This is a genomic window from Agrobacterium sp. 5Ca50 (genome assembly GCF_055381905.1).
The window spans coordinates 1,252,776-1,266,947 of sequence record NZ_AP026438.1 but is presented as its reverse complement, the minus strand read 5'-3'; the positions used below and the strand labels follow the sequence as shown (position 1 = coordinate 1,266,947).

Sequence of the window (14,172 nt, the reverse complement as noted above, 5' to 3'; positions counted from 1 at the left end):
GAACTCCAGAACAGTTCAAACTCGCAGTTCTGGACTGCCGATATCAGAAGTTGTTCGAGATTCCAAACCGGAAACGCTGTTCCTGGTCATAGTCTTCCTTCATGAACGGTACTGCGTAGTCAACACGCAGTGGTCCAAAAGGCGATGCCCAGATCACACCGATACCGGCAGATGCACGCAGCGAGCTGCTTTCACCTTCGGAAGCGTAACCAGTCTTGTTGCCGTACAGTGTACCAGCGTCGGCATAAACCGCGCCGCGCAGACCGACGTCTTCAGGAATACCCGGCATTGGGAACGTTGCTTCAGCCGAAACGGTGAAGTAGGTCGTGCCGCCAATCGAGTCGCCGTCGATACGTGGACCGATACCGTCGTTTTCGAAGCCGCGGATCTGGCGTCCACCGATCTTGAACTGGTCGAAGACGTACAGATTGTCGCCGGTTGGAACAACGTAACCAGCAGCCGCGGTCAGAGAGCCGATGATGTCGAACTCGTCCGAAAGCGTGTGGTAATAACGCGCCTTACCGTAGATCTTGTAGTACTCGGAGTCACCGCCGATACCCGCGAACTCGTTGGTCAACAGAGCCTGCCAGCCGGAGCGTGGCGTCTGGCGGTCGTCCAGCGTGTTGTAGTTGATCGTGTTGGAGATAACGGACTGGGTCCACTTCTCGCCAGTGATCAGGTCCTTGTAAGGCTGTGCCAGGTTGGTACCAGACTGCCAATCGCCATCACCCGTGTACTTGAAGTCCTTGTAGGTGTAGCGGAAGGTTGTTGCCAACTCTTCGGTGATTGGAGCTGTTACGCGAAGCGTGAAGCCCTGCTCCTGGTAATCATAGTAGTCTTCGCTCGAGCTCTGGCTGCGGAACACGTCGAAACCAGCGGCCAGACGGTAACCGAGGAAATAAGGCTCGGTGAACGAAAGGTTGTAGGTACGAGCATTGTCTTCACCAGCGCCGACTGCCAGACGAATGAACTGACCGCGACCGAGAAAGTTCTTTTCTTCAACAGACGCTTCGAGCAGAACGCCATCCGACTCGGAGTAACCTGCGCCGATACCGAACGAACCTGTTGGCTGATCTTCAACATCAACAACGATCACAACGCGGTCAGCGGCGCTGCCAGGAGCTGTGGAAATGTTGACGTTGGCGAAGTAACCAAGAGCTTCAAGACGACGCTTGGCAGCGGTTACAACCTGCTGGTTGAACGCATCGCCTTCGCTGATGTCGAATTCGCGACGGATAACGTAGTCACGTGTACGGGTGTTGCCACGGATTTCGATACGCTCAACGTAAGCGCGCTCGCCCTGGTCAACGATGTAGGTCACACCAATCGTGTTATTTCCGAAGTTACGGTCACCACGTGGGGTCACGCGAGCAAACGGATAACCGGCAGCAGCAACACGCTTGGAAATGGATTCCATGCTCTTCTGAACATTGGTGGCGCTGTAATGATTGCCTTCGCGGCTTTCCAGCAGACCCTGCAGTTCGCCGGAGTCAACGCCGTCAACTGTCGATTCGACAGCAACAGGACCGAAGTCGTAACGTGGGCCTTCTTCAACCGTAACGGTGATTGTGTATTCGTTGGACTGCTCGTCCAGAACGGCTTCAGACGAAACAACGCGGAAGTCAGCATAACCACGGTCGTAGTAGAACTGACGCAGAGTTTCTTCGTCGGCGCGCAACTTGTCTTCGCTGTAAACGTCCTTACGGGTCAGGAACGACAGCATGTTGGACTTCTTGGTCGACAGAACGGCTGCGAGGCGGCCGTCGCTGTAAGCCTTGTTACCAACAAAATCGATGCGTGCAATCTTGGTGCGCTCGCCTTCGTTGATCACGAATGCGAGGTTAACGCGGCCTTCGCCAACCGTTACCGTCTGCGTCGTGACTTCAACGTCGCTACGACCGATTGCAGAATAAGCCTGCTTGATACGCTCGATATCAGCGGTTACCAGCGAAGGATCGTAAGGGCCGAGCGGCTGGGTCTGCACGACGCCAGACAGCTTGTCATCCTTGATCTTGCGGTTACCGTTGAAAACAACCTGGTTGACCAGCTGGTTTTCGCTGACAGTCACAACCAGTGTGCTGCCGGAAACACTCATGCTGACGCCAGAGAAGTAACCCGTCGCGTAAAGACGCTTTACGGATTCGTCGATATCAGCGTTGGAAAAGTTCTTGCCGGGTTGGATCGTGATGTTGGAACGAACGGCATCAGCCCCTGCCCGTTCAGCGCCACGCACATCCACTCTGTTAATAACAGCAGCGTTAGCAACACCCGAAGAAGCAAGCACTCCCACGCCCACAACCGAAGCAACACCAGCAGATAGCGCAACCGCCGATACCGCGTTCAAAAATCTTGAACCAGCCTTCATTTTCACTTCTTACCTTTTCCCGTTGTCCCTCAGCGGGCAGAACCCGACTCCGGCCATCTGCGTCGTTTTACCTGCTTTTCCTCTACAAGCAAGCGCCAACGTTAATTTCTGTTTACTTCGTCGCTTCGCGTGACCAAATCGCCACGACGGCGTGAAAACATAGTAAACAATCGACTAACAAAACTACTTAAATACGCACCTTACCCGAGCAAGCTGCTGATATCATTCCATGTCGCGAATACCATAAGGCTGAAAATCATGGCAAGCCCTATCCTAAACGCAACTTCCTGTGCGCCAGCACCCAATGGCCGCCCCCGCACTGCCTCGACCGCATAGAATACTAAGTGGCCGCCGTCCAGAACCGGAACAGGCATAAGGTTAAGCAAGCCTATCGAAACCGACAGGACCGCCGCCAACTGGATAACTGCAGAAACACCTAGAGTTGCCATCTGGCCCGAAGCTTGTGCGACCCGCACAGGGCCACCCAATTGATCGGGTTTCATGCGACCCATGACGAGATTACCAATATAGCGGAATGTACCGGTGACGATCTGTCCGGTCTCGCGCACGCCCTCACCCAATGCCTCGATTGGCGTGTAGGTAATATGGCGGAAATTGCCGCTATCCTGGTTGGTTACGATGCCAATGATGCCCAATTCGATCTTGTTGCCGAACTGGTCAGTCGTGTCGGTGCGTTCCGGCACCATCTTCAAAACCTGCTGCTGGCCACCACGCTCGATCGTCACATCGACCTGCGAACCCGGACGAATGCTGATGTAGCGACGCACATCTTCGAAGGTTGCAACGCGGTTGCCATCAAGCGCGATCAGGCGGTCACCCGGCAAGACACCGGCGACGGCCGCGGCACTGTTTTCGCGCACTTCGGCCACCACAGGATCGGCAACCATGCGACCGTAAATGCCGAACATGACGGCAAAGATCGCAATGGCGAGAATGAAGTTGGCGATGGGACCGGCGGCAACAGTGGCCGCTCTTTTCCACAGTTTTGCGCCAGCCAGCGTCTGGCCGCGCTCTTCCAGCGACATTCTGGACAGGCCATCGCTGTCCGGTTTGCTGGCTGCGTCTTCATCGCCGAAGAATTTTACATAGCCGCCAAGCGGAATTGCGCAGAGTTTCCAGCGCGTGCCGTGCTTGTCGGTATAACCGAGAAGTTCTGGGCCGAAACCGACGGCAAAGGCGGTTACGCGCACACCAGACCAGCGACCGACGAGGTAGTGGCCCATCTCATGCACGAACACCAGAACCGTGAGCACGAGGATGAACGGAACAATATAGCCCCCGAGGAAACCCAGCACCGACATCAGCACACTCATCATAACTTCCGTTCTTCACACGATTGCGAAATATCTGCGAATCAAAAGCCCAGCAGAAGCCCACCAGTCGAACCGGGTGCGTAACCGGTGTAGGCGGCATGGACAACCGCGATTACAAATACGGTAAAGCAGGCGAAAACAAGTCCGTCAACCCGGTCCATAACCCCGCCATGGCCAGGGATCAAATGGCTGGAATCCTTCACGCCGAAACGACGCTTGATAAATGATTCGAACAGGTCACCGATCTGACTAAAGGCAGACAAGACCACGGCCAGCAAAATGACGCTGAAACTCAACTCGCCCTTATAGGCAAAGGCCACGATACCACCGGCAATGACAGCAGAAACCGTACCGCCGATTGCACCTGACCAGGTCTTTCCAGGCGAGATGGATGGCGCAAGCTTTGGACCGCCAATCGCCCTGCCCACGAAGTAGGCCAGGATGTCGGTTCCCCAGACAACCGCGAAGATGAACAGCATCGATACGAGACCGGGGATGTCATCGCCACGGATGGCTGCCAGCGAAATGCCGCTGAGGCCGGCGTAAACGATGCCACCAACCAGCCACCAGTTCTTGCCGCGCAGAATGGGGAAAATCGTCGCCGTCAGGGTAAAACCGCACAACAATGGCAGGTCGAGCGACGGTTCACCAAACAGTGTATTGCCGGCAATGACGGCAATGGCAAACCAGCCCCAGGAATAACCGGCAGGGTTGGTTTCACCGAGCTTGGTGATCTTGGTCCACTCGTAATAGATCAACAAGGCAATAGCCGCCGCCACGAAACGGAAGATCATTCCGCCGTTCCATGTTGCGAACAGAATGACCGCAGCCATGACCAATGCGGAAACGATCCGCAGCTTGAGTTCACGGCTCATCAGGCACCAGCCACAGCAGCCTGCGCTGTCAACCCGCCAAAGCGGCGGTCACGCAATCTGTACTGCTCTAGGGCTGCCATGAAGTGATGGCGATCAAAGTCTGGCCAGAAGTCCGGCACAAACACCAGTTCGGAATAAGCGGCCTGCCACAGAAGGAAGTTGGACAGACGCTCCTCGCCGCTGGTACGAATAATCAGGTCCGGGTCTGGAATACCGGCCGTATCCAGCCGTGCAGAGATGCTGTCGGGGGTAATGTCGGCGGGAGACAGAAGTCCCGCAGCAACATCCCGCGCCATGCCAGCGACAGCACGCGCAATTTCATCGCGCGAGCCGTAATTAAACGCAATCACCAGCGTCAGCGCGGTGTTATTGCGTGTGGTTTCCTCAGCCTCCAGCAACAGAGACTTGATGTCCGAACCGAGATTTGTGCGCTCACCAATCACCCGAACGCGCACGTTCGAGCGATGCAGGTCAGCCAGGTCGCGGCGGATGAACGCCTTCAGGAGGCCCAGGAGATCATTGATCTCGGCTTCCGGACGGCGCCAGTTTTCAGAGGAAAAGGCAAACAGGGTCAGATACCTGATGCCATAATCAGCAGATGCACGCACAACCTCGCGCACAGCCTCAACGCCTCGCTTGTGTCCCATGACACGAGGAAGGCCACGTTGCTTTGCCCAGCGTCCATTACCATCCATAATGATGGCAACATGCTCGGGAATAGAAGAACTATCAACGTTTGGCATGGGGATCCAAGTCAACAAAAACGGACACGAAAAGCATTAAGACTGCAGTATAACGAGGCTGTAAATACGCCATCAAACCTGCATGATTTCCTTTTCCTTTTCAGAAAGCAAGCGGTCGATATCCGTAATGGTATCATCCGTCATTTTCTGCACCTTTTCAGAAAGCGAACGGCTCTCGTCCTGGCCGATGTCGCCATCCTTTTCGGCTTTTTTCAGGTCGTCCATGCCGTCACGGCGAACGTGGCGAATAGCGACCTTGGACTTTTCCGCATAATCATGCGCGACCTTGACGAGCGACTTGCGGCGCTCTTCGTTCAGCTCAGGCAGAGGAATACGCAGGTTCTGACCGTCAACAATCGGGTTCAGGCCGAGGTTGGATTCGCGGATGGCGCGGTCAACAGCACCAACCATGGTCTTGTCCCAGATGGACACGCCAAGCATGCGTGATTCTGGAACGGTAATGTTGGCCACCTGATTGAGCGGAACACGCGAACCATAGGCATCAACTGTTACCGGATCAAGAATGTTGGCCGAAGCACGGCCCGTCCGCAGGGACGCGATATCGCTCTTGAATGCGTTAATTGCGCCATCCATACGACGCTTGATGTCATTGAGGTCAACACCACTCATTTTTCACTCCATCTTTTTCAGGCAGCAAAGGCAAAATTCCGGGAAACGGAATCACCTCATACTGATTATTTATCGTGCACGATGGTCTTGCGGCCGCCGCCGGTCAATATCTGTGCAAAACCGCCCTTCTCGTGGATCGAGAAGACGATGATCGGAATATGGTTCTCACGGGCCAGAGCAACGGCTGCAACGTCCATGACTGCCAAGCCCTTGGCAAGAACCTCGGAATGCGTCAGCTCGTCAAAGCGGGTCGCATCCGGAACCTTCTTCGGATCGGCAGAATAAATGCCGTCCACCTGCGTGCCCTTGAAAATGGCCTGTGCACCCATTTCCGCTGCGCGCAGTGCGGCAGCCGAGTCGGTGGTGAAGAACGGGTTGCCTGTGCCACCGGCAAAGATCACAACGCGGCCAAGCGACAGGTGGTAGAGCGTCGCACGCTGCGAGAAGCTCTCACAGATCTCAGGCATGGCAATGGCCGACAACACAACGGTGTCGATGTCGAGCTTGCGCAGGGATGTCGCCAGCGCCAGCGCGTTGATGACGGTTGCCAGCATGCCCATATGGTCGCCGGTGACGCGGTCACCACCCTTGGACGCCACGGCCACGCCGCGGAAAATATTGCCGCCGCCGACCACGACGCCAACCTCGACACCCATAGCGCGGGCCTCGGCAATATCAGAAGCAATACGGTCGACGATATTCACGTCAATACCGAACCCCTGATCCCCCATCAGGGCTTCGCCAGACGCTTTGAGAAGAACACGGTTATAAAGCGGTTTGGGAGACATTGTTGATCCTTCGCAATCTATCCGAAACGCCGATACACGAAGGGCACCGCGTTGTCACGCGATGCCCTCAGCTTTTTCACTGTTTGGTGAAGAGGCAATCAGCCTTTTGCAGCCGCTGCAACTTCAGCAGCGAAGTCGCTTTCTTCCTTTTCGACGCCTTCGCCGAGCAGAAGACGGACCATGCCGGTTACTTCGATGGAAGCGCCAGCGAGCTTTTCAGCGTCCTTGACAGCCTGGCCAACGGTGATGTCCGGGTTAACAACGAAAGCCTGCGACAGAAGAGCAACTTCTTCGAAGAACTTGCGCATACGGCCTTCAACCATCTTTTCGATGATGGCTTCTGGTTTGCCGGATTCACGGGCCTGCTCGATGAATACGTTGCGCTCGCGCTCTGCAACAGCAGCGTCAACTTCTTCAGAACGGATAGCAAGCGGGTTGGTTGCAGCAATGTGCATGGCAACCTGACGGCCAACAGAGTTCAGAACTTCCTTGTCGCCAACAGACTTCAGAGCAACCAGAACGCCCAGCTTGCCGATGCCGTCGCCAGCAGCGTTGTGGATGTAGGTTGCAACAACGCCGTGCTCAACTTCAAGAGCAGCCGAACGACGCAGGGTCATGTTTTCGCCAATGGTCGCGATAGCGTCCTTGAGCGAGTCGGAAACAGACTTGCCAGTTGCAGGGTAGTTGGCGGAAGCAACTGCCTCAACAGTGCCATCGGTTGTCAGAGCAACCTGCGCAATACCGCGAACGATGTCCTGGAAGGCATCGTTACGGGCAACGAAGTCGGTTTCAGAGTTAACTTCAACGACAACAGCCTTGTGGCCGATCGTTGCAATGCCAACGAGACCTTCAGCAGCGGTACGGCCAGACTTCTTGTCAGCCTTGGCGATACCCTTGGCGCGCAGCCAATCGATAGCGGCTTCCATGTCGCCATTGGTTTCGGCCAGAGCCTTTTTGCAATCCATCATGCCTGCGCCGGACTTCTCGCGCAGTTCCTTTACCATTGCGGCTGTGATTTCAGTCATTGTGTGCCTCTTGTCGCTTCAGTCGGTCAACCGGCGGAATCACGCGGCACCGACGCCAAGTTTTGGAACGAATGTCCCGGTATTATGACAGCGTGATGAAAAACCCATCACGAAACTTTATCAGCTCGCCCTGCCCCGAAAACTCAAAGGACAGAGCGGGCTTAAACAAACAAGGCCGTCGACCTGACGGTCAGAAACGGCCTTGCGCATCCTGATTGTGAAAGGCGACCCTAGGGTCGCCCAACGGCCTTAATATCAGGCGCCTGCTTCGTCTTCGAGAGCTGGCTCAACTGGCAGCTCCTCGGAAGCGCCGAGGTCACGGCCCGAAGCGCCCTGCTGGCGTGCGATGCCGTCGATGGCAGCGCGAGCGATCAGATCGCAGTACAGCGCGATTGCGCGGGAAGCGTCGTCGTTACCTGGGATCGGGAAGTCGATGCTGTCTGGATCGCAGTTGGAGTCGATGATTGCAACAACCGGAATACCAAGACGCTTGGCTTCTTCGATTGCGATCTTTTCCTTGTTGGTGTCGATGATGAACATCAGGTCTGGGGTGCCGCCCATATCGCGGATACCGCCGAGAGCCTTGTCGAGCTTTTCGCGCTCGCGCTCAAGGTTCAGACGCTCTTTCTTGTTGTAGCCAGAGCCTTCCGAATTCAGGATCTCGTCGAGCTTGCGAAGACGCTGGATCGAGTTGGAGATCGTCTTCCAGTTGGTCATCATACCACCGAGCCAACGCGAGTTGACGTAGTACTGAGCCGAACGCTTTGCGCTGTCTGCGATGATGTCGGAAGCCTGACGCTTCGTACCAACGAACAGAACGCGGCCGCCACGAGCAACGGTGTCGGACACGACCTGAAGGGCGCGCGACAGCATCGGAACGGTCTGAGCCAGGTCGATGATGTGAATGTTGTTACGATCGCCGAAGATGTACGGCTTCATTTTCGGGTTCCAGCGGTGTGTCTGGTGACCGAAGTGAATGCCTGCTTCCAAAAGCTGGCGCATAGAAAAATCTGGCAATGCCATGCCTGTAACTCCTTTTCCGGTTTAACCCCCGCGAAGCGAACAGCACTGTTTTAAAGAGTGCCACCGGGCGGAACGAACCGGATTTCTCCCGGAACATCCCAAGCTTCGCGTGTGGAATGGTGTGGCGCATACCGCCGCTTTACGAAAAAAGCAAGCGAATAAGAGAGAATTTTGACACAACAGGCGCCTGAACTGCGTTTGTTACACGCTTTTCAGGCACGCCCATGTCATTTCTGGGTTTGCTTGTCGCAGGAAGCCGTTTCGAGAATATCGAGCTTTTTCAGCTTGCCGGTCAAAACAAAGTCACCGTAATCGAGAACCAGATCACGGGTGATGCCATTTTCATAGAGCTTGAACGACATGCGGTAGATCGGCAGCGCATCCGTGCCGCTCTTGTCATTGAAATAGGCAATGGTCACAGGCCAGAACGGCGCCTTGGAAAACTGGCCCGCCTCGCCTGCTTCCTTGTCATCAGAGACTGGTGTCTGCGATTTGCCGACAAGCGTTGAGGTGATCAGGCTTTCATCGCCATTGTCGGAACCGTCAAAAATACGTGATTCGAACATGCGCTTGCCGGCGCGGGCATTGTCGATGACCTGCAGCATGTGTTCGGTCGGGAAGTCGCTGGCCACCAGATCGACCTTGCGGCTATCGGGCCGCACCAGATCGACAACCGTGCCGGCGTCCGATTCGGCTGCCGAGCCGCCGACTTCCTTGTCCAGCTTGTCGTCGGTGAACGACTTGGTGTCGAAGGTGAACTTTTTTGCGGCCGCGTCTTCAAACGTCGTCGTCTGCTGGTCGGTCATGCGCACGGCATCGCCGGTATTGATCTGGGTGACGAAACGGAAATCGGTTTTGTATCCCTGACATGCAGAGCCGGTAAATTCGTAGACCATGCGGCCGGACATGTCTTCAATGCCGGAACGATCGGTGGAATCGCGCAGTTCGAGATCATAAACCGCACGGTGGGCAATCAGGCCTGTCGCAGCAGTGCCAGGTATTGCTTGCGCCGCGCCTGCAATGGAGCCTGAAAGGCTGGCGACGAAAACAAACGCAATGTTGCGAACTAACATTCAATATCTCCTGTTGGACTCATCGCCCATATTGTAGAAAGCATGCGCCCGTCGCTTGGGATCGTCCATCCTGAATGCCGGATTCTTGTTCGTTTTACAACAAAACCGCGAGTCAAAAATGTCTGATGTCATTGAAGGGCGCCTTAAAGAGCTTGGTTATACACTGCCAGTTGCTGCGGCACCTGCGGCAAACTACGTTCCTTTCGCCATCAGCGGCAATCTTCTTTATGTCTCGGGGCAATTGCCCATGGAATCAGGCAAGATTGCGGTGACCGGTCATGTGGGCCAAGATGTCGACGTGGCAGGCGCCCAACGCGCCGCAGAACTGTGCGCCGTCAATATCATCGCACAGGTCAAAGCCGCCCTTGATGGAGACCTTTCCAAAGTACGCCGCGTGGTCAAGCTGACCGGCTTCGTGGCCTCGGTTCCGGAATTTGTAGAACAGCACCTTGTCATCAACGGGGCTTCCAACCTCATTGGCCATGTTTTCGGTGAAGCGGGCCAACATGCCCGCGCCGCCGTTGGCGTTGCCTCCCTCCCCTTCAATGCTGCCGTCGAGATCGACGCAATCGTGGAAATAGACGTATGACCGTAAAGCTTGCCTTTCTGACAGCCCAGCCCGTCGCCCATCGCGGCTATCATGACATGAACCATCAGGTGTGGGAAAACACGCTGTCCGCCTTCAGCCGTGCCATCGAGGCCGGTTTCGCCATTGAGTGCGACGTGCAACTGGCAGCAGACAGTGTTCCCGTTGTTTTCCATGATGACGATATGGAGCGCCTGACCGGCATGAAGGGCGATGTGCGCGAAAAGACCTCCGCCGAGCTTGGTCTGTTGTCGGTCGGCCAGACAAAGGACCGTATTCCAACCCTGAAACAGTTGTTGAAGCTGTGCGCCGGCAAGGTGCCGCTGGTCATCGAACTGAAGGGCCGCGAAGGTGAAGGCGTGGATGACGGTTTTGCCGAAGCCGTGCTGGAAGACCTTGAGGGTTATCAGGGCCCAGTTGCGCTGATGAGCTTTGACCACCACCTGCTGAAGGACCTTAAAAGGGCCGGTTCGCCATGGCCAATCGGCCTGACAGCGGAAGGTGACAAGCCGGAAGAGTTTTTCCGTCACGACGAGGCGATGCAGATCGGTATCGATTTCATTTCCTATCACTACGGTCATTTGCCCAACAGCTTCATCGAAGCGCAGCGCAAATTGAGCATTCCGGTAATTACCTGGACGGTAAGGGATGAAAATGCCCGTGCGATTACCTATAAATATGCAGACCAGATGACATTCGAGGGATTTGACCCTCGCGGTTCTGACCCAAGAGAGAGCCAGTCGGCAAACGCATGAGCGAAGAATACTCCATCCGTATTGAACAATCCTTTGGCGATATCGACCCGGAAGACTGGAACAGGCTTTCCGGCGCGTCGAAAACAATGCGGATGGAACCTTATAATCCGTTCGTCTCCCATGCCTTTCTATCGGCCATGGAACAGTCCGGATCAGCCACCGCAGAAACCGGCTGGCTTGGCCACCATATGCTGCTGGAGCGCGGTGACGGCGTTCTCGTTGGCGCCATCCCCGCTTATCTCAAGAACCACAGCAAGGGCGAATATGTGTTCGACCATGGCTGGGCCGATGCTTTCGAGCGGGCTGGCGGCCACTATTATCCCAAGCTGCAATGTTCAGTGCCGTTCACGCCGGCAACCGGCCCGCGCCTGCTGACGGCAGGTGATGTCGATGCTGCCCGCTTCCGGCCGGTACTGGCCTCTGGTCTTCGTCAGGTTACGGAAAAGATTGGCGTTTCCTCCGCCCACGTCACCTTCACACCGGATGGTGACACACGGGCTCTGACGGATGCAGGTTTTCTGCATCGCACCGACCAGCAGTTCCATTTCATCAATACTGGGTTCCGCGACCATGCGGATTTTCTGGATGCGCTGTCGTCGCGCAAACGCAAGGACCTGAAGAAGGAACGCAAGGCAGCACTGGATAACGGCATCAGCATCGACTGGCTAACCGGCAGCGACCTGACCGAGGAAATCTGGGACCAGTTCTATACCTTCTACATGGATACCGGCAGCCGCAAATGGGGCCGCCCCTATTTGACGCGCAGCTTCTATTCGCTGATTGGCGAACGCATGGCCGATGACATTCTGCTTGTCATGGCCAAGCGTGACGGTCGTTATGTGGCTGGCGCCATCAACTTCATCGGCTCCGATGCGCTTTATGGCCGCCATTGGGGCTGCATTGAAGACCACCCCTATCTGCACTTTGAGGTCTGTTACCATCAGGCCATCGATTTTGCGCTGTCTCGCGGCCTGCAGCGGGTTGAGGCCGGTGCACAGGGCGAACACAAGCTGGCGCGCGGTTATACGCCGGTTACCACCCATTCGGCGCATTTCATTGCCCATGCCGGTCTGCGCAACGCCATTTCCGCCTATCTCGAACGAGAGCGCGAGGAAGTGGAGCAGATCAGCGACTATCTTGACGACCACAGCCCATTCCGCAAAGGCGAACGGCAGGAGTGAACCTTTAATCTCCAGACCGTCTATTGCCCTTTATTTCATGAGGAGAGCTTCCAATGACCACCGGTTATGACGACAACAACATCTTTGCAAAAATCCTGCGTGGCGAAATTCCCTGCCACAAGGTTTACGAGGATGACGACACGCTGGCCTTCATGGATGTGATGCCGCAGGCGCCGGGTCACCTGCTGGTGATACCAAAGACCGGTTCGCGCAATTTGTTCGATGCGGACCCGGCCGTGCTGGCAAAGACCCTGCCTGTCGTGCAAAAACTCGCCAATGCCGCAAAGGAAGCCTTTGATGCGGATGGCGTTTACGTCGCGCAGTTCAACGAGCCGGCGGCCGGCCAGACCGTGTTCCATCTGCATTTCCACGTCGTGCCACGCAAGGAAGGCGAGCCGTTGAAGCCGCATTCCGGCACGATGGAAGATGGCGCTGTATTGGCTGCCAATGCACAGAAGGTGCGCGACGCACTGTAATCATCTCGGCGCATATCAATGCGTCTGACAGAAAAACGAAAAGGCAGCTTCCCCCGGGGTAAGCTGCCTTTTTCATGCGCGGTATCAAATTCAGAAACCGATGAACAACAGCCCTGCGGTCAGCAGCAGGATCGACACTGCCACACCCACCAGCACGCGCTGGCCCAAAAGCAGGAACGCCGCAAAACCGAGGCTTGCAGCACCAATGCGCAACCACATCGGCGTTTGCTCCAGCGTGCCGGTTGGAAACACGATCAGCTTGGCAGTCACGGCCATGACAAGAGCGGTGGCAGCCGCCCTCACCCAGTACAGCGCCTCAGAGCCCTCTTTCAGCCTGTTGCCGGCAATCACGCCAAGCCAGCGCCAGATGTCGGTGGCAAGCCAGCCGGCAACGGCAATCAGCAGATAAGGCCACCAGCCTTCCAGGGCGATCATGGTTCGATCTCCCCGGGTTGCGACTGGATCTTGCGGCGAAACCACCGGCGGTCAATGAAATAAGCCAGCGTACCGCCGCCTAGTCCGGCGTAGATGATGTCGAATTCCGGTTCGATCATCGCAAAGAGCGGGCCGGCGATCAGGCCGATGATAAAGGCGACCTTGACCACCGAATGGGTGGCAGACGCCCAGATGGAGGCCACGAAGTAGACCGGCGTCATGAAAAACAGCACGCCCGCCACCAGCGGTGGAAAGGACGCAACGATGCCGAAGGACACCGCCACGATCATCGTATTGACCAGTGTCAGCGTGATGGCAAAACCGGCAAACCATGACACACGAAACGGACGCGGCACGGAATTGATGTTCTGGGTGGTGAACACCCAGGCGGTAATTGCCACGAAATGCGACAGAAACAGCAAAAGCCAGGTGGGTGTGCGTGAGGTTTTCAGGTCCGGCACGATGGAGGCGACCATCGGCATCATGCGCACGGAAGACAATGTCACCGCCAGGAAACATGCCGCCAGATTGGCGCCACCGAGCATCGAACCGATCAGGATCATCTTGGCTGGCAGAGCCCAGACGGTGAAAGTCATGAACACAGCCTGTTCACGGGTAAAACCGGATTCCAGGGCAAAGGCGCTAAAGCCAATGAAGGACGCCATGAGGATCATGGCGGGCAAGGAGAATATCCCCTTCATTCCCTTGGCAAACCACAGGGCATGCGTACCCTGATTTACTTCCGCAGACATTGTCACGCTTTCATGGATCACAACCTGCTGCGCGCAGGTCAAAAAATGGTGGCCCGAATGTTTTGTGAACAGTGCCGGGCACATATAAAAAGTGCCGGGTTTTACCCGGCACTTCGTTGATTACAAGCTGT

15 protein-coding genes are annotated in these 14,172 nt (G+C 55.9%); 4 read left to right on the top strand and 11 right to left on the bottom strand.

Annotated elements, in window-relative coordinates; all coding sequences use genetic code 11:
* Window positions 1–43: 43 nt before the first annotated feature.
* The 9 genes from bamA to ACZ5FM_RS05970 all read right to left on the bottom strand — a co-directional run bounded on the left by bamA (window position 44) and on the right by ACZ5FM_RS05970 (window position 9,856).
* A complete protein-coding gene (gene bamA / locus ACZ5FM_RS06010; protein WP_275641037.1) occupies window positions 44–2,365 on the bottom strand; it encodes an outer membrane protein assembly factor BamA in 2,322 nt (773 codons plus the stop codon).
* A 200-nt stretch (window positions 2,366–2,565) separates the two neighbouring features.
* Window positions 2,566–3,687 carry an RIP metalloprotease RseP gene (gene rseP / locus ACZ5FM_RS06005; RefSeq protein WP_312945947.1) on the bottom strand — a complete coding sequence of 374 codons (1,122 nt, stop codon included), beginning with the start codon at window positions 3,685–3,687 and terminating at the stop codon, window positions 2,566–2,568.
* A 53-nt stretch (window positions 3,688–3,740) separates the two neighbouring features.
* A complete protein-coding gene (locus ACZ5FM_RS06000; protein WP_312944015.1) occupies window positions 3,741–4,574 on the bottom strand; it encodes a phosphatidate cytidylyltransferase in 834 nt (277 codons plus the stop codon).
* On the bottom strand, window positions 4,574–5,317 hold the full coding sequence (locus ACZ5FM_RS05995; RefSeq protein ID WP_250982629.1) for an isoprenyl transferase: 744 nt from the start codon (window positions 5,315–5,317) through the stop codon (window positions 4,574–4,576). Before ACZ5FM_RS05995 ends, ACZ5FM_RS06000 begins: the two co-directional genes overlap by 1 nt.
* Window positions 5,318–5,389: 72 nt before the next feature.
* Window positions 5,390–5,947 (bottom strand): ribosome recycling factor, encoded by a 558-nt coding sequence (frr, locus tag ACZ5FM_RS05990; protein WP_192487775.1) that lies wholly within the window; start codon window positions 5,945–5,947, stop codon window positions 5,390–5,392.
* Between the two features lie 65 nt (window positions 5,948–6,012).
* Complete coding sequence (pyrH, locus tag ACZ5FM_RS05985) at window positions 6,013–6,735, bottom strand: UMP kinase (RefSeq protein ID WP_192487774.1); 723 nt, start codon at window positions 6,733–6,735, stop codon at window positions 6,013–6,015.
* Between the two features lie 98 nt (window positions 6,736–6,833).
* A complete protein-coding gene (gene tsf, locus ACZ5FM_RS05980) occupies window positions 6,834–7,760 on the bottom strand; it encodes a translation elongation factor Ts (protein ID WP_250982630.1) in 927 nt (308 codons plus the stop codon).
* 255 nt (window positions 7,761–8,015) lie between these two features.
* Window positions 8,016–8,783 (bottom strand): 30S ribosomal protein S2, encoded by a 768-nt coding sequence (gene rpsB, locus ACZ5FM_RS05975; protein ID WP_192487772.1) that lies wholly within the window; start codon window positions 8,781–8,783, stop codon window positions 8,016–8,018.
* A 227-nt stretch (window positions 8,784–9,010) separates the two neighbouring features.
* Window positions 9,011–9,856: a cell envelope integrity EipB family protein gene (locus ACZ5FM_RS05970; RefSeq protein WP_192487771.1), complete on the bottom strand. Its 846-nt coding sequence runs from the start codon at window positions 9,854–9,856 to the stop codon at window positions 9,011–9,013.
* A 118-nt stretch (window positions 9,857–9,974) separates the two neighbouring features.
* Between ACZ5FM_RS05970 and ACZ5FM_RS05965 the strand changes: the two genes are divergently transcribed.
* Genes ACZ5FM_RS05965 through ACZ5FM_RS05950 form a run of 4 tightly spaced genes read left to right on the top strand, consistent with a single transcriptional unit; the run spans window position 9,975 to window position 12,854 of the window.
* Window positions 9,975–10,445: a RidA family protein gene (locus ACZ5FM_RS05965; RefSeq protein WP_250982631.1), complete on the top strand. Its 471-nt coding sequence runs from the start codon at window positions 9,975–9,977 to the stop codon at window positions 10,443–10,445.
* Window positions 10,442–11,197, top strand: a complete 756-nt coding sequence (locus tag ACZ5FM_RS05960; protein ID WP_250982632.1) for a glycerophosphodiester phosphodiesterase — start codon at window positions 10,442–10,444, stop codon at window positions 11,195–11,197. The genes ACZ5FM_RS05965 and ACZ5FM_RS05960 overlap by 4 nt, the downstream gene beginning before the upstream one ends.
* The gene (locus ACZ5FM_RS05955) at window positions 11,194–12,378 is read left to right on the top strand and encodes a GNAT family N-acetyltransferase (RefSeq protein ID WP_464039970.1); all 1,185 of its coding nucleotides are present in this window, start codon (window positions 11,194–11,196) and stop codon (window positions 12,376–12,378) included. The genes ACZ5FM_RS05960 and ACZ5FM_RS05955 overlap by 4 nt, the downstream gene beginning before the upstream one ends.
* A gap of 53 nt (window positions 12,379–12,431) precedes the next feature.
* Entirely contained in the window at window positions 12,432–12,854 is a 423-nt protein-coding gene (locus ACZ5FM_RS05950) for an HIT family protein (RefSeq protein WP_192487767.1), read from the top strand.
* Between the two features lie 90 nt (window positions 12,855–12,944).
* Here ACZ5FM_RS05950 and ACZ5FM_RS05945 read toward each other — a convergent pair whose 3' ends face one another.
* Both ACZ5FM_RS05945 and ACZ5FM_RS05940 read right to left on the bottom strand, forming a co-directional pair.
* Window positions 12,945–13,286, bottom strand: coding sequence for an AzlD domain-containing protein (locus tag ACZ5FM_RS05945; RefSeq protein ID WP_464040429.1), 342 nt, complete (start codon window positions 13,284–13,286; stop codon window positions 12,945–12,947).
* Window positions 13,286–14,041, bottom strand: a complete 756-nt coding sequence (locus tag ACZ5FM_RS05940) for an AzlC family ABC transporter permease (RefSeq protein ID WP_464039969.1) — start codon at window positions 14,039–14,041, stop codon at window positions 13,286–13,288. The genes ACZ5FM_RS05945 and ACZ5FM_RS05940 overlap by 1 nt, the downstream gene beginning before the upstream one ends.
* Between the last annotated feature and the right edge of the window lie 131 nt (window positions 14,042–14,172).